The sequence below is a fragment of the Xenorhabdus sp. BG5 genome (assembly GCF_015163665.1).
Classification (GTDB): Bacteria; Pseudomonadota; Gammaproteobacteria; order Enterobacterales; family Enterobacteriaceae; genus Xenorhabdus.
In genome coordinates, this window is record NZ_JADEUG010000047.1 from 1 (window position 1) to 17,842 (window position 17,842).

The 17,842-nt window shown below is 37.4% G+C and carries 18 protein-coding genes; 13 read left to right on the top strand and 5 right to left on the bottom strand.

Annotated elements, in window-relative coordinates:
* The first annotated feature begins 251 nt into the window (after nt 1-251).
* The 6 genes from IQ209_RS18460 to IQ209_RS16915 all read left to right on the top strand — a co-directional run bounded on the left by IQ209_RS18460 (nt 252) and on the right by IQ209_RS16915 (nt 5,540).
* Nucleotides 252-506, top strand: a complete 255-nt coding sequence (locus IQ209_RS18460; protein WP_228005946.1) for a hypothetical protein — start codon at nt 252-254, stop codon at nt 504-506.
* Nucleotides 507-543: 37 nt separating this feature from the next.
* The gene (locus tag IQ209_RS18465) at nt 544-1,008 is read left to right on the top strand and encodes a 2OG-Fe dioxygenase family protein (protein ID WP_339378904.1); all 465 of its coding nucleotides are present in this window, start codon (nt 544-546) and stop codon (nt 1,006-1,008) included.
* Nucleotides 1,005-1,895: a lysine exporter LysO family protein gene (locus IQ209_RS16900; RefSeq protein WP_193852370.1), complete on the top strand. Its 891-nt coding sequence runs from the start codon at nt 1,005-1,007 to the stop codon at nt 1,893-1,895. The genes IQ209_RS18465 and IQ209_RS16900 overlap by 4 nt, the downstream gene beginning before the upstream one ends.
* Before the next feature lie 137 nt (nt 1,896-2,032).
* Nucleotides 2,033-3,502 (top strand): amino acid permease, encoded by a 1,470-nt coding sequence (locus IQ209_RS16905; protein WP_193852371.1) that lies wholly within the window; start codon nt 2,033-2,035, stop codon nt 3,500-3,502.
* 126 nt (nt 3,503-3,628) lie between these two features.
* Entirely contained in the window at nt 3,629-4,654 is a 1,026-nt protein-coding gene (locus IQ209_RS16910; protein WP_193852372.1) for a fatty acid desaturase family protein, read from the top strand.
* A complete protein-coding gene (locus IQ209_RS16915; RefSeq protein WP_193852373.1) occupies nt 4,647-5,540 on the top strand; it encodes a DMT family transporter in 894 nt (297 codons plus the stop codon). The genes IQ209_RS16910 and IQ209_RS16915 overlap by 8 nt, the downstream gene beginning before the upstream one ends.
* 512 nt (nt 5,541-6,052) lie before the next feature.
* On the opposite strand, the gene IQ209_RS16920 is transcribed toward IQ209_RS16915, so the two are convergent.
* Nucleotides 6,053-6,340: a hypothetical protein gene (locus tag IQ209_RS16920; RefSeq protein ID WP_228005947.1), complete on the bottom strand. Its 288-nt coding sequence runs from the start codon at nt 6,338-6,340 to the stop codon at nt 6,053-6,055.
* 199 nt (nt 6,341-6,539) lie between these two features.
* Here IQ209_RS16920 and IQ209_RS16925 point away from each other — a divergent pair, with 199 nt between their 5' ends.
* The 3 genes from IQ209_RS16925 to pyrB all read left to right on the top strand — a co-directional run bounded on the left by IQ209_RS16925 (nt 6,540) and on the right by pyrB (nt 9,311).
* Nucleotides 6,540-7,577, top strand: coding sequence for an IS630 family transposase (locus tag IQ209_RS16925; protein WP_193852375.1), 1,038 nt, complete (start codon nt 6,540-6,542; stop codon nt 7,575-7,577).
* 61 nt (nt 7,578-7,638) lie between these two features.
* On the top strand, nt 7,639-8,067 hold the full coding sequence (locus IQ209_RS16930) for a carboxymuconolactone decarboxylase family protein (RefSeq protein WP_193852376.1): 429 nt from the start codon (nt 7,639-7,641) through the stop codon (nt 8,065-8,067).
* 299 nt (nt 8,068-8,366) lie between these two features.
* Nucleotides 8,367-9,311 carry an aspartate carbamoyltransferase gene (gene pyrB / locus IQ209_RS16935; protein WP_193852377.1) on the top strand — a complete coding sequence of 315 codons (945 nt, stop codon included), beginning with the start codon at nt 8,367-8,369 and terminating at the stop codon, nt 9,309-9,311.
* Between the two features lie 234 nt (nt 9,312-9,545).
* On the opposite strand, the gene IQ209_RS16940 is transcribed toward pyrB, so the two are convergent.
* Together IQ209_RS16940 and IQ209_RS18470 are read right to left on the bottom strand one after the other, a co-directional pair.
* The gene (locus IQ209_RS16940) at nt 9,546-11,864 is read right to left on the bottom strand and encodes an FdhF/YdeP family oxidoreductase (protein WP_193852378.1); all 2,319 of its coding nucleotides are present in this window, start codon (nt 11,862-11,864) and stop codon (nt 9,546-9,548) included.
* 132 nt (nt 11,865-11,996) lie between these two features.
* Nucleotides 11,997-12,200 (bottom strand): hypothetical protein, encoded by a 204-nt coding sequence (locus tag IQ209_RS18470; RefSeq protein ID WP_228005948.1) that lies wholly within the window; start codon nt 12,198-12,200, stop codon nt 11,997-11,999.
* 408 nt (nt 12,201-12,608) lie between these two features.
* Between IQ209_RS18470 and IQ209_RS18475 the strand changes: the two genes are divergently transcribed.
* The 4 genes from IQ209_RS18475 (at nt 12,609) to IQ209_RS16960 (ending at nt 15,190) form a co-directional block, all read left to right on the top strand.
* Nucleotides 12,609-13,262 (top strand): helix-turn-helix transcriptional regulator, encoded by a 654-nt coding sequence (locus IQ209_RS18475; protein WP_228005949.1) that lies wholly within the window; start codon nt 12,609-12,611, stop codon nt 13,260-13,262.
* Nucleotides 13,263-13,272: 10 nt separating this feature from the next.
* Complete coding sequence (locus IQ209_RS16950; RefSeq protein WP_193852379.1) at nt 13,273-13,755, top strand: hypothetical protein; 483 nt, start codon at nt 13,273-13,275, stop codon at nt 13,753-13,755.
* Between the two features lie 68 nt (nt 13,756-13,823).
* Nucleotides 13,824-14,450 carry a VUT family protein gene (locus IQ209_RS16955; RefSeq protein ID WP_228005950.1) on the top strand — a complete coding sequence of 209 codons (627 nt, stop codon included), beginning with the start codon at nt 13,824-13,826 and terminating at the stop codon, nt 14,448-14,450.
* Nucleotides 14,447-15,190 (top strand): metallophosphoesterase, encoded by a 744-nt coding sequence (locus IQ209_RS16960; RefSeq protein ID WP_193852381.1) that lies wholly within the window; start codon nt 14,447-14,449, stop codon nt 15,188-15,190. The genes IQ209_RS16955 and IQ209_RS16960 overlap by 4 nt, the downstream gene beginning before the upstream one ends.
* Nucleotides 15,191-15,411: 221 nt before the next feature.
* On the opposite strand, the gene IQ209_RS16965 is transcribed toward IQ209_RS16960, so the two are convergent.
* Both IQ209_RS16965 and IQ209_RS16970 read right to left on the bottom strand, forming a co-directional pair.
* Nucleotides 15,412-16,629, bottom strand: a complete 1,218-nt coding sequence (locus IQ209_RS16965; protein ID WP_193852382.1) for a DUF819 domain-containing protein — start codon at nt 16,627-16,629, stop codon at nt 15,412-15,414.
* A gap of 161 nt (nt 16,630-16,790) precedes the next feature.
* Nucleotides 16,791-17,486 carry a M15 family metallopeptidase gene (locus tag IQ209_RS16970; RefSeq protein ID WP_193852383.1) on the bottom strand — a complete coding sequence of 232 codons (696 nt, stop codon included), beginning with the start codon at nt 17,484-17,486 and terminating at the stop codon, nt 16,791-16,793.
* Nucleotides 17,487-17,842: the final 356 nt, after the last annotated feature.

Consider the following 17,842-nt stretch of genomic DNA (forward strand, 5'->3'; position numbering starts at 1 on the left):
CCTTCTCTGTTATGGGGATAACAGTTCGGATTTTCCCATGAGTAGCATTATTGGCAGAGCCAATTTGCTGCTGACCACCTCCGCAGGAGGTGGTATTCAGTTATGAATAAAAATATACCCATATATAGTTGTGTAATAATTAAAATCACACATTGAATTAAATTAATCAATATGAGATTATAAAAAGCACTTATAAAAATCATTGTGATATTAATTTTAATAATATTAAATTATTTATCAAAGGAAAAATAATGAACCTCTTACAAGAAAATGGATTTATTCACTATAATTTGGACATTAACTATTCTGAAGAAGACAAAAAATATTTGTTATCTGAATTTGATTTTTTAGAAGAAGACCCTTATGCGCCTGAAAATACATCTCGATTCCGTAGATATGCCAATGCCATAATAATACCATGGCTTGACAATAAATTAATATGGCTCCCTACAAAGACAAGCGACAAGCGACAAGGGAGAATTATCAGGTTACGACCAAGGAAATAACAACCCTGAACATAATAACGTTCGTTATTTTAATTCAATTAGTTCTGAACTAAAAAACACAAAGCTCCTGAAAGATATATTAATAGACGATTTTAATAAGACATTCTCTCTGAAAGAACATAACCTACCTATATACGCAGGTGTCCATATAGTGAAAGTTGTCTGCTCAGACAATAGTAAACCAGGATTTAGTTCCCCTGATTGCTTTCATCAAGATGGTGAACCTTTTACATTTGCACATTTAGTAAAAAGAAGTTCTAATGCTTTAGGTGGAGATAATTATATTGCTAATGTTGCATCTAGGAATAAAAAATTGGAAGAGGTAAATTCATCTGATATAATCTCAAAATTCAAACTGCAAAATTTTCTAGAAAGCTTTGCAGTTTGTGATGAAAAAGTGAGCCACTATGTTTCTCATTTAACTCTACAAGAGCAGACTGGCGAATCCTATAGATGCATGATACTTATTGATTTTTCCTTCACAAAACAGAGTATAGAATGAAAGATTCCTTAGCGGTAATCGTAATTATCGTCTCATTGCTAATAATTGGATTTCTCCTTGGAAAAGGAATAAAAACTAATATTAGGAATTATCTATTAAGCTTGATATCAAAAATAGTACTTATCCTTCTATTATTTATGGGTATTGAGCTTGGAGAGGTTTTTAGTAATACAAACGCTGGTGTATCAATAGTTAAAGAATCTATGACATTGGCTTTCTTGATATCTTTAACTACTTTCTTTTTATTTATAAAATACAGAGAAAAAAACAACTCTGGTTATAAAATATCGAGTTTCAAGAGACCTATTATTAGCTGTGCAACTGCCATGCTTTCTTTCATTTTAGGTGTTTTATTTTATTCACATACTAAAATATCACTGCATAGCATAAGTCTATCTAGTAACTATGTACTCTATCTGCTTATAGTTCTTGTTGGAATGGATTTAGTAAACTTTAAACTCAGTGGAATAAAATTTGATGTAATCAAGATACCATTCCTAACAATTTTAGGAACTGTTATTGCTGCAGCAATATTTTCTAAAATATATGACTATTCTTTGATAGAATCTATGTTGGTATCCAGTGGTTTTGGCTGGTTTTCTCTTTCAGGGCCGATGGTAAATACTCTGGCAACCCCTGAACTAGGAGCTTTAGCTTTCATGACTGATTTTTTCAGAGAGATAATAAGTATTATTTTTCTTTATTTTATGGGAAGGTCACAACCACAAGGTGCAATTGGTATTTCTGGGGCAGCAGCTTTAGATTCCGCTCTTCCATTTATCAAAGAAAACTGTAAACCAGATAATATAAAATATGCAATAGTTAGTGGTTTTATATTGACATTACTAGCACCTTTATTAATCTCTTTATTAGCAAGCTTATTATAGGAATTACTTTAATAACAAATAGCTAAATCTAAAAAGCCTCGTTTTAAATAGCGAGGTTTTTTCATGATATACCAATAAAAGTTCTCTATTAAGAGAGAAGGAATCGATACCATTTTGAATTATATCTAAGGAATAGAATGTCTCAAGAACAAATTGTAATTCCAAAGTCCCAAAAGACACAAACTTTACGTCGTGATCTAAAACCACGACACCTCACTATGATTGCGATTGGTGGCTCAATTGGCACAGGGCTATTTGTTGCTTCAGGTACAACGATTTCGCAAGCTGGGCCTGGTGGTGCTCTACTTTCATATGTATTGATTGGTTTAATGGTTTATTTTTTAATGACCAGTTTAGGTGAACTAGCTGCATATATGCCAGTATCTGGTTCATTTTCTACCTATGCTTCTAAATATGTTGATGAAGGTTTCGGTTTTGCTTTAGGTTGGAACTATTGGTATAACTGGGCTATTGCTATTGCAGTTGATTTAGTCGCAGCACAACTAGTAATGGGATACTGGTTCCAAGATGTGCCCGGTTGGATATGGAGTGCTCTTTTTCTAGGAGTAATATTCTTATTGAATATTATTTCTGTTAAAAGTTTTGGTGAAGCAGAATATTGGTTTTCTTTGATAAAAGTTTCTACTGTCATTATATTTATTATTATTGGAATTCTAATGATAATTGGTATTCTAAACGGCAAAGAAAATGTAGGCTGGCATAATTGGACTGTCAATGAGGCCCCATTTGTTGGTGGATTTTCTGTCATGATTGGGGTAGCAATGATTGTTGGATTTTCATTTCAAGGTACCGAATTAGTTGGGATTACTGCAGGTGAATCAAAAAATCCAGAAAAAAATATTCCTCGAGCAATACGTCAAGTATTTTGGCGTATTTTATTATTTTATGTATTTGCCATTTTAATTATTAGCTTTATTATTCCTTATACTGATCCTAGCCTATTAAGCACCGATGTGAAGGATATCAGTGTGAGTCCATTCACTTTAGTATTTGAAAAAACAGGATTATTATCAGCAGCAGCAATAATGAATGCAGTAATTTTAACCTCTGTACTTTCAGCTGGTAATTCGGGAATGTATGCTTCTACCCGTATATTATTCACTCTTGCGAGAGAAGGAAAAGCACCAAAGATCTTTGGTCATTTGTCCAAAAATGGAGTTCCACACAATGCCCTCTATGCTACAACTGCAATAGCAGGGTTATGTTTTCTCAGTTCTATGTTTGGAAACCAAATTGTATATTTGTGGTTACTGAATACTTCAGGAATGACTGGGTTTATCGCATGGTTAGGAATTGCAATTAGTCATTACCGTTTTAGAAAAGGTTATATTTCACAAGGCCTAAATATAAATGATCTACCATATCGTTCCAGTTTTTTCCCCATTGGACCAATATTCGCCTTTATTTTATGCTTAATAATTACACTAGGACAAAACTATCAAGCATTTTTACAAGATAAGATAGATTGGTATGGAGTTGTAGCAACATATATAGGTCTTCCATTATTTCTAATCATTTGGTTAAGTTATAAATTTAAAAACAAGTCTAAATTTATCAAATACGATGAAATGAAGTTTCCAAACTGACATGCATTGTAAAAAACAAATAATTATTTTTTGATATTTTAAAATAAAGAATAATTAACGTCATGTAACTTTACCGGGGGGAAATAAAATATTTTATTCCCCTTTGTTCTCTATGTGAGGTGTAAAATGAGACCTAAATTTCATAAGCCAATATTAAATAATGAACAAATAAAGAGACTGAAATTACTATATCGTAAAAATAATTACCGTGGTTTGATTTCTATCACGGAAGATATTATTTGGATTATATTTGCAATTTTCATGTCTGTTTATGTCCACTATGGATTTTATATCATATCCATTATTATTATTGGAGCTAGACAACGAGCTTTGGCTAGTTTATTTCATGAAGCAGCACATGGAAATCTATTTCGTAGTAAATGGATGAATAATTACCTTGCTCGTATATTATGTGGCTGGAGTATTTTACAATCATTAAATTCATATAAAAAATCCCACGTACATGACCATCATTTACAAATAGGAAATCATGAAAAAGACCCTGACTATAAGTATATGCTAGAGGCAGGAGTATATGATGAACAACCACGCTCACTCTTTATAAAAAAATTTATTCTTGCTCCCCTATTAGGCAGCATTACACCAAAATATATCTTATTTCTTTTGAAACACCGTTTATTAAATGGAATTCAAAAACGAGATGAATACACTGAAGTTATTTCAATTATTACTATTCACCTAATTCTAATAGCAGCCGGATACTATTTTCAGTTTATATTCTTGTTACTACTTTTTTGGTGGATTCCACTTTTAGTCATTCATCCAATTATCGGATGGTATAGTGAGCTGGCTGAGCACTATCCTTTAATGAGTAATTCGCAGAATTTTTATTCCCGAAATCGCTATGCTGGAAAAATTGAAAGATTATTTATTGGAATGCACTCAGATTATCTCCACTTAACACATCATCTGCTACCAGGAGTCCCCTTCTGGAATTTACCTGCTGCAACACAGATCTTGCGGGAGGATGAAGAATTTTGTCAATGGGATAATATGTGGGGTGGGATTTTTTCATCAGAAAATAAGAAAAAAATTAGCTTGATAAAATATATCATTGATAATCACTTATTCATTTCACATAATTTAATCATAAATAAATCTTCAAATATGGAACATACATGTAATGAATAGATATTTTTTCAAGAGAGCCGAATTTTATGCACTAACAGCTGCTGCATTAAATGGTACAATTGGAGTGTTTACATATTTTGGACTTAATTCTGGAATTAGTCATAGCCAAGTCGCATTCTGGAAGTGTTTTATTGCTTTTCTAGTTCTCTTAATATATTGCTTGGTTATACCTTCTGAGAGACATATTCTATTTACCTTACGAAATAAAAGCATGAAGTTTTCCTTACTTGCTTTTTTTGGGATTTTCTGCTTGTATTTCTTCGAGACTTGGGCTTTCAAAGAAGCATCCGTTCCATTAGTTTCATTCTTGACCTATGCAGCCGGTGGTATTACGCTGCTCCTATCATCTCTATTTTTAGGAGAAAAAATTGGAATCAATAAGTGTTTATCATTTATTATGATTATGATAGGTGTCTATTTCTTTTTTAGTTGCTCTGAGCAAACATCTAGCAATTATAAGGGGATTTTATTGGCGCTACTTGCTGGTTTAGGATATGCATTATTTATTTTTCTTTCTAAGCTTATGAAAATAGGTAGTGGTCTATCTGTGTTAGTTTGGTTATTTGGTTTCGGTAGTATTTATTTAGCAATTCCGTTGATTCAAGAAGAACTTTATTTCCCATCAGGCATCGCTTTACTGACAATTCTAGCACTAGTATTTTTACCATCTATCGGTGGTTTTTATTTCACAACAAAAGCTTTAGAAAAAGGGGAGGCAAGTAATGTACAAATTATCGAAACTAGCGACCCATTATTTTCGACATTGTTTGCTTTTCTATTCATTAATGAAAGTTTAGGATGGTTAGGATTTATAGGAGCATTTTTTATTATGAGTGGCTTGCTTATTAGTATAAAGACACCTAATCAGGCAAAATTAAGTTCATGATAATATTTTTTAAATGTTGAGATGATTTTTTGTCCTGTTAGCAACCTGTTATCAGGACATAGTTCAAAAAACTGTCAACATAGTGGACATCAATTATGAGTTTAAGAAACCTGCTTTTCTCATTCGGGATTCAACCAAGGTGCGAGCACACTATTTTATTCTCTCTTTAAAGAATTAAATTTTTATCTATTGAATTATAATGGTTTTATATCTGGTTAAAATTGACCGTAGTTATAATTCTTTAGATTTTTATAGTCAACAAAAGATTTAAAGAGCAATATTGACATTTTAGGAGCAAAAATTAACCGAAGTATGCTCGAGCCTTGGAGATCAACGTCACAATTACGGGATGTTCTTTATAATTCGCCAAGTAATGCTTGGTTAATTTGCTTCATCTTCTCTTCATATTCAGGATCTTTCTCATGTAATGTTGGTGCAGCTCGCCGCCAAACGATCTGATTTTTGCAGAGAAATAGTTAAAGTGTGTTGATTGAAAATTTAATTCGAGTTAACTAATTGATCTGTATTATAAAAAACCCCAGGCTCCAGCGAGAGCGTTCATAACCGAACTGCTGAGGAGAGAGTGTCAGTAAAGACAAAAAGCAAGTAAAATTCCACCATTGATGGCGACCTGCGGGTTTACTTTGCAACCCTAACCAACCATCGGTTCTAAAAGACTTTATCCAACGCCATACAGAAGACTGGATGACATAAAGTGTTTCGGCAACGTGAAAAACTGTCTTACCTTGATGAAGCATGAGAATGGATAGAATACGGATGACGTACTTTTTATCGCGCATTTTTTGTGCCATTTTTTTCATCAGGGCTCGTTGAAGCCGAATATATGTTTGCGACTACTTTTGTCAGAAAAATAGGTTACCCATTTGAATTGAGTCGGTGTCCACATAGTCATTTAGGTGGATTGATTGAGCCTAGCGATATACCCGTCGTAATTGAAGATGCTTGATTTCTTATCCAAACCCGATCATGCTTGCAACCATGAAAATTCATCTGACACCCGAACAAAAACGCGCCCTTGAATTGATGCATGATACCACTCGAGACAGTCGAGTCTGTGATCGCATCAAGGCCATTCTTTTGGCCTCAGAGGGCTGGACAGCTCAGATGATTGCACAGGCCTTGCGTATTCATGAGAGTACGGTAAGCCGTCACCTAAAAGATTTCATCGCACAGGAAAAACTCACTCCGCAAAATGGCGGCTCTGAAAGCCATCTCTCTGCCGAACAAACCACCGCTCTGATTGATTATTTGACGGCAAATTTGATGCTTACTACCGCCCAAATTGTGGCCTATGTCCGAGCACGTTGGCTGGTTTCTTTCAGCGTGGGTGGAATGACGAAATGGCTTCACCGCCAAGGTTTCAGCTACAAAAAACCCAAGGGCGTGCCGCATAAATTCGATGCGAATAAACAGCAACAATTTATTGATGATTACCCGTCCCTGAAAGACAGAGCGGGTCAGAATGAACCTATCCTATTTATTGATGCGGTACATCCTTCACAGTCCACAAAGCTCAGCTATGGCTGGATGAAAGCGGGAAAGAATCAGGTAAAAGTGGTCGAAACCACTGGCAGTCGTACCCGTCTCAATATTCTGGGTGCCCTCAATTTACAACGGATTGAAGACACCGTGATCCGTGAATATCCGAGCATCAATGCTGAAAATATCGCGTATTTCTTCGGGGCGATCCGGGAAACTTACCCGCTTTCGCAAAAAATCCATATTATTCTGGACGCGGCGGGTTACCACCGAGCAGAGTGGGTGAAAGATATTGCGTATGTCCTGAATATTGAATTGCATTACCTCCCGCCTTACAGCCCAAACCTCAATCCGATAGAGCGATTGTGGAAATATATGAATGAGCAAGTGCGTAACAATGTTTATTTTCCGAATGCGAAGACGTTCCGTGAAACCCTTCGTCACTTTTTTCATGTCACGTTGCCAGAAAAAGCGAAAGAACTGACGACTCGACTGACTGACAATTTTCAGATTTTAAAACCTGCATCTTCAAGTTAGATTGGTATATTACCTATTTCTGGTTAACTCCCTTCAACAAAAAAATATTTGAGAGATAAGAATGAATTACGCAAAAGTCTCACCCAAGATTATTAACCCGTTATATAAAAGCTATGAAGAAATCCATGCCTCTGAACTAGATCAAGAGCTTGTTCTATTGGTGGAAACACGGGTATCTCAAATTAATGGTTGTGCCTATTGCTGCCATCTTCATGCCGAAGCAATCCGCAAAGATCATGGTATAGAACAAGTAAAATTGGATAAGTTACCTGCATGGTTCAATTCCAATATCTACAGCCCCAAAGAAAAACTGGCATTGGAGTGGTGCGAAGCCTTAACGACAAATCCCAAACAAAGTACCTTAGATAAGATTAAAGAGCGGCTGGATGCTATTTTTACAGAAAAAGAGATTGTTGACCTGACAGCAGCGATCTCCTTAATAAATGCCCTTAACAGAATGGCGATCAGTTTAGGTGATCGAAACGAGTAATCACATCATTATGCAGGCGATTTAACCTGACCATAAATTGAAACAAAAATTTCTTCCGGCAATCCTTGCGATGAATGCTATCGTGAGTATAATGCGCGACGATTTGCTGGGAGAAAACATGAAAGATTACGCTGTAAAGGCTGTAACACAACACCAAGCTAACAAAACACTGTCTGCTGGCAGCGTAAGTGCGTTGTTTTTCCCATTGCTTAACCGAACATTTAAAAAGCCCCTCAGTTGAGGGGCTTTTTTTTGCCTGACCAGTCCAAGGCTAAAAGTCATAAAAGAGGAACGTAAACATGGCTAATCCGTTATATCGCAAGCATATCATTTCAATTAATGATCTGAGCCGCGCAGAGCTGGAACTGGTATTGCAGACGGCCACTGCACTAAAAGCCAATCCACAGACTGATTTACTGAAACACAAGGTGGTAGCGAGTTGCTTTTTTGAAGCCTCCACACGTACCCGTCTCTCTTTTGAGACCGCCATTCAGCGGCTCGGCGCTTCCGTTGTGGGCTTCGCTGACAGTAGTAATACTTCTCTGGGTAAAAAGGGAGAAACGTTGGCCGATACCATTTCCATTATCAGCCAATACGCCGATGCAATCGTTATGCGTCACCCACAGGAAGGTGCGGCACGACTGGCTTCTGAGTTTTCCGGCCACATCCCTGTTATCAACGCCGGCGATGGCGCAAACCAGCATCCAACCCAAACGTTGCTCGATCTGTTCACCATCCAGGAAACTCAGGGCAGGCTGGAAAACCTGAAAATTTCGATGGTCGGTGATTTGAAATATGGCCGTACCGTTCATTCACTGACACAAGCGCTGGCGAAATTTAATGGCAACCATTTCTGCTTTATCGCGCCAGACGCACTTGCAATGCCAGGCTATATCCTGCATATGCTGGAAGAAAAACAGGTAAGTTACAGCCTCCACAATAACTTTGAAGATGTGCTGCCTGAACTGGATATTCTGTATATGACCCGTGTTCAGAAAGAGCGTCTTGACCCTTCAGAATATGCCAATATCAAGGCTCAGTTTGTCCTGCGCGCGGCGGATCTGGTGAATGTTAAAGAAAACCTGAAAGTCCTGCACCCGCTGCCACGTATTGATGAAATTACGGTAGATGTCGATAAAACGCCCTATGCTTACTACTTCCAGCAAGCAGGAAATGGTATTTTTGCCCGTCAGGCATTATTGTCGCTGGTATTGAACGAAAAAGTTGTTATAGAAAATAAATAGCCATTAGATTTTTATTTCTACCTCTTCCATACATTTTATCCAGCTCGGTTTTTAATGAAGAAATACATTGTCATCTTCAAAAACCGAGCCTAATTCACACACTGCTATACCAATCACCTTCAAGATGCGTCTTACTCCGCGCTACGCGGGGAGATATAAACAATCACATTGATTTGCAAGCTGCAAATTGAAGTTGGCTTGGTATAACTATTAAGTCCGAAGAACAATAATACTTTATAAAAGACGTTGAGGCTCAAATCCATTCTGTTCAGTAAGAGATAATGTCACCGGTACAGATTTTGAAGTTGGCGTGCCTGTACCATCACCAACACTTTCCATTGGAACTAATGGGTTAGTTTCAGGGTAGTAGGCGGCAAGGTTCCCGCGCGGAATGGCATAAGGCACTAACTTAAAGCCGGAAACTTTACGCTCAATACCGTCATTCCATACTGTTTCGATATCGACCAAATCACCAGCCTGATAGCCCGATTTTGCAATATCTTCTGGATTCATAAACAACACTTCCCGCTGACCATAAACCCCACGATAACGATCATCCAGCCCATAAATCGTGGTGTTATATTGATCGTGTGAACGCAAGGTTTGCAAAGTGAAAGGAACATCAGCACCTTCAATTTGTGGAAACAGCGTCTTCGGCAGTGGTGCATGACTGAATTCGGCTTTTTTACTCAGCGTAGCAAAACGTAATTCGGCCGCCGCATTGCCAAGATAGAAACCACCAGCGTGTTCACATTTTTTATTAAAATCATCAAACCCTGGGATGGTCGCTGCAATATGATCGCGGATTTTATTGTAATCTCCCGCTAATTCCAGCCAGTTAATGGTTGCGGTATTGCCGACTGTCGCATTAGCAATACCGGCAATAATCGCTGTTTCAGAACGCTGGCTATCAAATAATGGCTTATTTACGCCCTCTGAGGCATGGACCATGCTGAAAGAGTCTTCTACCGTCACAAACTGTGCGCCGGTGGCCTGAATATCTCGTTCGGTGCGCCCTAATGTCGGCAGGATCAATGCGCCTTTTTTACCGGTAATAAGATGACTCCGGTTTAACTTTGTGCTGATGTGTACCGTCAAATTACAATGCCTAAGCGCTTCTTTTGTTCGCGGACTATCTGGAGCCGCTGCCGCAAGGTTCCCACCCAGCGCGATCAAAACCTTAACTTCATCACGCAACATGGCACTCAACGCTGCCACAACATGATGACCATGAGCACGAGGTGGCTCGAAACCAAAATGAGCCGCCATGTTATCCAAAAAAAGTTTGGACGGTTTCTCATTAATTCCCATTGTCCGGTTACCCTGTACATTACTGTGTCCACGTACCGGACAAAGCCCTGCGCCCGATTTACCCAATTGTCCAAAAAGCAATTGAAGGTTAACGATTTCACGCACCGTAACCAAAGAGTGTTTGTGTTGAGTTATCCCCATTGCCCAGGTACAGATAACACGCTCAGCATTCTGATAAATGGTCGCCGCCTCGCGCAATTGTGCTTCGGTCAATCCCGATTGATCTTCAATCAATGACCACTCGGTTGCCGCAACGTGTTGCAAATAAGCATCTACTCCGTTGGTGTAAGTTGCGATGAATGCCAGATCAAAAATACCTGATTTCCCTTCAGCCACCAGACCGTTATGGGTTTCCAAAAGTGCTTTGACTATCCCCCGCACCGCAGCCATATCGCCACCCAATTTGGGCTGATAGTAACGGTGGCTAATTTCCCCTGCCATTGGGGTGATCACTTCAAGCGGTTTTTGTGGATCAGCGAAACGTTCCAATCCGCGCTCACGCAAGGTATTAAAAGTGACGATGTGTGCTCCACGCTCAGCAGCCTGTCGTAAGCTATGCAACATTCGTGGGTGATTTGTTCCGGGGTTTTGACCAAATATAAAAATGGCATCGGCATGATCAAAATCTTGCAGCCGAATGGTGCCTTTCCCAACGCCTAAGCTCGCCAACATACCGGAACCACTGGCTTCATGGCACATATTAGAGCAATCTGGAAAGTTGTTGGTTCCCACTACACGGCCAAACAACTGGTACAGCCATGAAGCCTCATTACTGGCTCGCCCCGAAGTGTACAGCTCAAGCTGATTGGGGTTATCCATCGCCTTAATGTGGTCGGCAATCAAGACAAAAGCATCATCCCAACTGATCGGCTCATAATGATCCGTCTGCGGGTTATAGCTCATCGGCTCAACCACTCTTCCCTGGTATTCAAGGAAATAATCACTTTGTTGATAAAGTTGACTAATACTATGGGTTGCGAAGAATTTTCGATCAACATACCGACGAGTTGCTTCCCAAGTGACTGCTTTAGCACCGTTTTCACAAAAACTAAACAGGCTTTTATTGTCATCGCCCCATGCGCATCCGGGGCAATCAAAGCCCTTGGGTTTATTCATGCGCATCAGGTTAACCATATTTTTCAGTGCTTGTTTACTATCAAAGACAAAACGGGTTGTTGCCTCCAGTGAACCCCAACCACCAGCTGCCGCATGGTAAGGTTTTATTTTTGATTTGAATTTCATAAAAATCTCTATTTTTTATGTCGTGACCAATACAGTCTGGCCACATATTTACAGGTGAACCATTGACGTCGATTTCATTCATTGGCGGTTTACCACCGATGTGATCATACTCCTATCCGCCCATTGTGATAATTATTCCGTGGTTATATCACGAAAAAACCGAACTATTATGACAATACGCATCTGTTTACAGATAACTTCACCCGTTAATTCGATAAAACGCTGCGGGTTATTTTTGAAGGCTTTCGGCTTAGCGCCTAAACCTAGCAGGATGTCGATTATTGTCTGGCGGGTCAGATGGGTCTGATAAGTTACGACACGGTGACACAGAATCATCGTTATCAATATATGTGGCAATGGCTTAAATATGTTGGGGTGCTTATGGAATAATTTTAATTATAGTAACAACTAAAAATGAAAACCATGAGTGTATCGCTGTTATGAAAATTTATTTAATATTTATCAAAATGTTAGTTAATTCTCCAGATAAAAATCCTCCCTAAAAAGCGTTTTGGCATAAGCTGCTCGTTATGTCTTACAAAACGACAAACACAACGAGCAGGAACACAAACTTCACAATGCGATTATGCAGATATGGCTCCTTTCTCTTATATCCTTTCCCTGTAACCTACACAGACTATAGAAATTTCCCTGATGCTAGCCCATTGAATTAATAATACTTAATAGATAAAATATTATTATCAATATGAACGTTAGACAATATATTATCAAAGAGATGATATAATGCAAGATTCAAACAAGATAAAAACAACTGAAGCCGATGCCTTGCTATCCAACATCGCACAAAACATTGATTTTTTGATGAAAAAAAACAATGTAGACTCCCAAACCCTGAGCCAGCTGACTGGTTTAGGGATTGCGACAGTCAACAGCCTTAGGCGAGGTGTTGGTAACCCGACTATTGCGACTATTTCATCCATTGCGGATGTATTTGGTGTAAACATTGGTGAAATTACAGACAACAAATTATCTGAACCAACAGAAAATGAAGAAATTATTTCATCAATACCCCTGGTTCGTTATGATGAATTAGATGGCTATGTATTGGGTAAAATAGTCAACACAAATTTATATAAATTGAGTATTCAAGATGAGCATAAAGGAACCCTCTTCGCAGTAGAATTTTCAAATAACCTCCTGTCCCCATATTTTGATAGTAAAACTATTGCAATAGTTTCTAAAACTGAAAACTTTTGTGACAGTGACGTAGTACTCGTAAAAATCCAAGATGCTCCAGTTTGTTTTAGACAAGTTTTTGTCGGTGAAAGCGGTATTTACTTTTCAATATTAGGGATTGAAAATGAACGCAAAACAGTTTTAACTAAGAACTATACAATAATTGGAGTAGTGATTAAATCAATTAAAAAATTAAAATAGGAAATAAATAATGGTGAAAATAATTGATTTTTTCAAAAGAACATTTAAGCCCCGTTATATATACAGCTTGCAGAAGTTTGAACCGGTAAAAGAAAATGGATTTTACATATTAAAAGAGTCAGGTACACATACATGTATAAAAGCAACAGCAGAAGATATTTTTAAAAGTGATTTATTATATAATATAAATCCTGCTGATATAATATTTATAACAAAATTTGAAGAATATGACATGAGAGAAAAACAAAAGTTTGAAGTAGTTGAAGAAAGAAGAGATTTGTCATTCACAATACAAAATGCCTATTCTATTAGAAATATAAATGGCAAAGAATTGCTTGCAGACCAGAACATTATTGAAAAGTTAGATCCAACAATCCTCGTTAGAATCGCTTATATGTCAGGATTAAAAGATGGAAGAAAAATTTCTGATAAAATATCAAAAACAGAAAAAATAAAGGCCGCCAAGTTCACAAAATTAAAGGTAATAAAGTGACTAACTCTTATCCTACCCACTCAAAATTCAAATATGACTCCCTATTCATTGCTTTATCCGTCACAATAATGGTAACTTGTGATGTACTTGTATATAAGACTCTGGATTTTAATGGTTTTAAAATAACATTTAGCGGAATATTATTCTCTTTTTATTTTCTGATATCCACCATTCAAACGGAAGTTTATGGATACAGACAAGGGGTAAAAACTGTCTGGATAATCGTCCTATGTCAATCAATCTTTGTAATGATTATCTTTGTCGCATCACATACACAACCACAAAACAACCCAATATCAATGAACTTTCAGTCATTATTTGGAGAGTTTTGGCGTGTTATGATCGGTACATGGATCTCTGTACCCATTTCTTATTTTATAAACGGGTTCGTCATATCTAATTTAAAAAAAGTTTTTCTTGGCCGCTTCTTTTTTATAAGATATATCATTGCTTCAATGGTTACCCAAGCCTCCCTTCTACTATCAGCATATCCTATAAGCCTCTCGTCAAAATATAGTTTCAATGAATTAATTACAATAATTTTGACAACATGGTCTTATAAAGTGATCATGTCTATAATTCTTCTTCCGATAGGAATAATCTTAGCTGATAAAATCAAAAAATTAGAGTCAACTGATATATACGATTGGAACATATCATACAATCCATTTATTTTCAGAGGTAATAAAAAATGAAAGTTATTCACTTAACAGACATACATTTGACCCAAAACAGAGAACAAAAAATATTTGATGTAGATCCTTATGAAAATTTTGATTTTGTGTGTGAAGAAATATGCAGAATAAAAAAAATTACTGAAATAGAGTTAACTGTCATATCCGGTGATATTACACATAATGGTGATGTCGATGCATACCGATATTTTTTGAAAAAGATGGAAGCATTAATGATTCCCTATATAGCTATACTTGGCAATCATGATCTCAAAAGTAACTTTAATATAGCTGTCACAGAAGAAAACAACTCATTCATTATCCATTCCCGCGAATATAAAAATAAATCCTGGAATATTATTTCCATCGATACTGTTGTTGAAGGCGAGGTTTTTGGCTTTATATCCAAAGATAATCTGGCAGAATTAGAAAGAAAAATGATTAAAAACAGCAAGTGTAATACTGCCATATTCATGCATCACCATGCTATCCCAGTTGGTACTCCAATTGTAGATAGCTATATATTGAATAATGGAAAAGAATTACTGGATCTTTGCGAAAAATATAAGATTAAATTTATCGGCAGCGGACATGCACATACTCCACGTATTTGGTATTACAATAGAATGACGACATGTGTTGCTCCTGCGGTTGTATCCCAATGGCTACCAGGCATAGATACTGTCAAGATATCAAGGGGCTTTGGTTTCAATATCATTGATTTTTCATCTGATTTATCTATAACTTCATGTATTTATTAATGCCTATTTCCTTTATTTTCCAATATGGCAAAATAAGCCGCCCCTAATGATGCTTTATTCCATGGATGGATAACTTAACTATAAGCACTCCGGCCAGCGTCGTCACGATATCGCTGAACGTGTTTGACGTTGACTTGAGTCTCACCCGCTTGGGGACTATCGCTTATGATAATCGAAGCGTTTAAATCCATACATATCCCAAAGAGCAGCATTATGCCACATCACACATTACCCACCAAAAAATAAACAAACGTCCCCACATAATTACCAATGACATAGCCGACAGTACCAATTACCATAATCGGGCCAACCAGGTTAATCCAACCACGGCTAATTGCCATTGCTGCTGCGGTAGTGGGTCCGCCGATATTGGCATTACACGCTAAAATATTCTCCTCCAGGCTGAATTTAAATACTTTTCCTACGGCAAAAGTCAGTACCAGATTGAGCATCGTAATCACCAAGACGAAAGCAAATAACAGGGGCGCATGGTTAATAATGACTTGGATGGATGCAGGTATGCCAATCACGACAAAAAACATATAAATGGCATAAGTGCCTAATTCCTGAGTACCATTCAATTTACTGAATGTCTCTTTAAATATTGAGACGATAATAAAAGTAACAGTAGTCAGAAGCAGGTATTTATCGGAAATCAGGCTGAAAGCCAGCTCTTGGTAAACGTTATTTGGCTGACCAAGCAAGGTTTTTAACCATGATGAAAGATGAAATGATAGTGCGACGATAAAAATTGACCATGCCAGAGATAAAGCAATATCTTTCAAAGCGATATTTTTCGGTTTCCAATAAGCAGCCGCCAAAGATTGGGATTCATCTAAATTGGTTGTATTTTCAACCAAGTCAGTATATGGACTGCCCCAGAATTTCCTCGCCACCGTCCAACCGGATAAGAGCATCAGGATAATAAAATAGGCTGCCATCATAAAATGATCAGCAACGATGGTAGAAGCCACCATGTCTTGGGAAGTTTCCAGTTTGGCGGCCATTGCCGCAAAGTTAACCCCACCTCCCGTATAAGAGGCAGATATCATGCCACTGATTTTATCTAACTCTGGTATGTAAGCCCTGAAAAGCCAGAAGGAGACGATTGTACCAATCATAGTAGCAACGGAAGAAATCAGGAAAAGTATCAGTAATCGACCACTTTCTTTAAGGATACTATGCAGGTTGGTTTTAAATAATAATAAGGGAATTGCCAATGGCAGGATATATCCCCAAACAGCATCGTAAACGGGTGCTTCGGTAGGAATGATATTTAAATTGGAGGCAGAGACAGCAATAATCAATGCAATGACTGCTCCCGGTATTTTAGATGCCCATTTAAAACGCTGTTCTGCCATTATGGCGGCAGCAACAGTAATCATAATAAAAGTCCATAGCATTAATGAATTGTCAGCTGTAATGAATGTATTTTTCATTATTTTTCCCGATATTTTTTATATGCGTTACCTTTCAAGTTGCTCATTATAAGACAACATAACTCTTTGTTTCTCCCCGCGAAGCGGGGAGAAACAATATGCATCTTGAAGTGAGATGGGTATAAATAAAAAAGAAGATATTTACACACTGACTCATCAATTTATTTATTCAAATAATATGCAGTTTCATCTATTGCGCCATAAATAGCTGTCCGATTATTATAAAATGCCCACATGGAGTTACCGTAATCATAATGCCACCATTCAGTCGGTAAATTGGTGAACCCGACTTGCTTCATGGCACGATAGAGTAATCGACGATATAAAGTGGCAGGCATGTTTTTTTCGGGGGCTTTTTCTAATGCGGTGGTGTAGGAAAGTTCATTCACTTCATCAAACTCCGTTCCCAAAAAATGTGCATGACCAGATTCCATATTGAAGAGTGTGACATCCACTGCCCCTCCTGTCAGATGTGGGCTGATTTGATTTTTTCCTACGGGCGCTGGAGCTACAAATTGCTGCAATAGTTTCTGCTGTTCTTCAGCCGATAATTCAGTATATTGCTCCGCGATCTTTGCTTGTATTATCTCTTGCAAGGCTTGCTGAGTTTCCCGCGAACGCCAGCCATCCAATATCAAAATCCCTAAATGAGCAGGAAGTAACTGTGATGCTATCCTTAATTTTTCGGCCACGCTTTTTCTTACCATACAATATTCAATGGAACCTTGTATTCCTGCCAAATAATAAACAGGTTTTTGTTTTAATTTATTCGAGTTGGTAATGATTTCTAACGATTCATGGCATTCATCAATAGGAATTTCATTAATTATTTTCCAATCAAAACCCCTTTCTACCAAGATTTTTTCCGCAGCATTCTTTTCTAAGTTTATATTTCCAGAAGAAGTAGATAGTAACATGTTCGACCTTATACTATGGTATTGGTATGGATCGCATTTAAATAACAATATATTTACAGGTTAGCAACAGAAGTGCTATCCATCAAATTTTATTTATTTTCTATTTTTGAATGAAATCGTCTTTTATAGCCAAAAGGTAATCAGGTGAAATGCCAAATCTTCTATGCCAAAATAATCCGTCCCTAATATATAACTTTTCATAATCATGAGAGTTTCATATTTCCTATTCCTTTCCATGTGGTTGCTGAAGCGGCATTCAAAAAAATCTTAACTTTTTTGATTAGCTGCCACATATA

Excerpts from the sequence above, each read along its gene's own strand:
- IQ209_RS18460 (WP_228005946.1), top strand. The coding sequence starts at position 252 with ATGAACCTCTTACAAGAAAATGGATTTATTCACTATAATTTGGACATT.
- IQ209_RS16900 (WP_193852370.1), top strand. The coding sequence starts at position 1,005 with ATGAAAGATTCCTTAGCGGTAATCGTAATTATCGTCTCATTGCTAATA.
- IQ209_RS16905 (WP_193852371.1), top strand. The coding sequence starts at position 2,033 with ATGTCTCAAGAACAAATTGTAATTCCAAAGTCCCAAAAGACACAAACT.
- IQ209_RS16910 (WP_193852372.1), top strand. The coding sequence starts at position 3,629 with ATGAGACCTAAATTTCATAAGCCAATATTAAATAATGAACAAATAAAG.
- IQ209_RS16915 (WP_193852373.1), top strand. The coding sequence starts at position 4,647 with ATGAATAGATATTTTTTCAAGAGAGCCGAATTTTATGCACTAACAGCT.
- IQ209_RS16920 (WP_228005947.1), bottom strand. The coding sequence starts at position 6,340 with ATGCGCGATAAAAAGTACGTCATCCGTATTCTATCCATTCTCATGCTT.
- IQ209_RS16925 (WP_193852375.1), top strand. The coding sequence starts at position 6,540 with ATGAAAATTCATCTGACACCCGAACAAAAACGCGCCCTTGAATTGATG.
- IQ209_RS16930 (WP_193852376.1), top strand. The coding sequence starts at position 7,639 with ATGAATTACGCAAAAGTCTCACCCAAGATTATTAACCCGTTATATAAA.
- pyrB (WP_193852377.1), top strand. The coding sequence starts at position 8,367 with ATGGCTAATCCGTTATATCGCAAGCATATCATTTCAATTAATGATCTG.
- IQ209_RS16940 (WP_193852378.1), bottom strand. The coding sequence starts at position 11,864 with ATGAAATTCAAATCAAAAATAAAACCTTACCATGCGGCAGCTGGTGGT.
- IQ209_RS18470 (WP_228005948.1), bottom strand. The coding sequence starts at position 12,200 with ATGATTCTGTGTCACCGTGTCGTAACTTATCAGACCCATCTGACCCGC.
- IQ209_RS18475 (WP_228005949.1), top strand. The coding sequence starts at position 12,609 with ATGCAAGATTCAAACAAGATAAAAACAACTGAAGCCGATGCCTTGCTA.
- IQ209_RS16950 (WP_193852379.1), top strand. The coding sequence starts at position 13,273 with ATGGTGAAAATAATTGATTTTTTCAAAAGAACATTTAAGCCCCGTTAT.
- IQ209_RS16955 (WP_228005950.1), top strand. The coding sequence starts at position 13,824 with ATGGTAACTTGTGATGTACTTGTATATAAGACTCTGGATTTTAATGGT.
- IQ209_RS16960 (WP_193852381.1), top strand. The coding sequence starts at position 14,447 with ATGAAAGTTATTCACTTAACAGACATACATTTGACCCAAAACAGAGAA.
- IQ209_RS16965 (WP_193852382.1), bottom strand. The coding sequence starts at position 16,629 with ATGAAAAATACATTCATTACAGCTGACAATTCATTAATGCTATGGACT.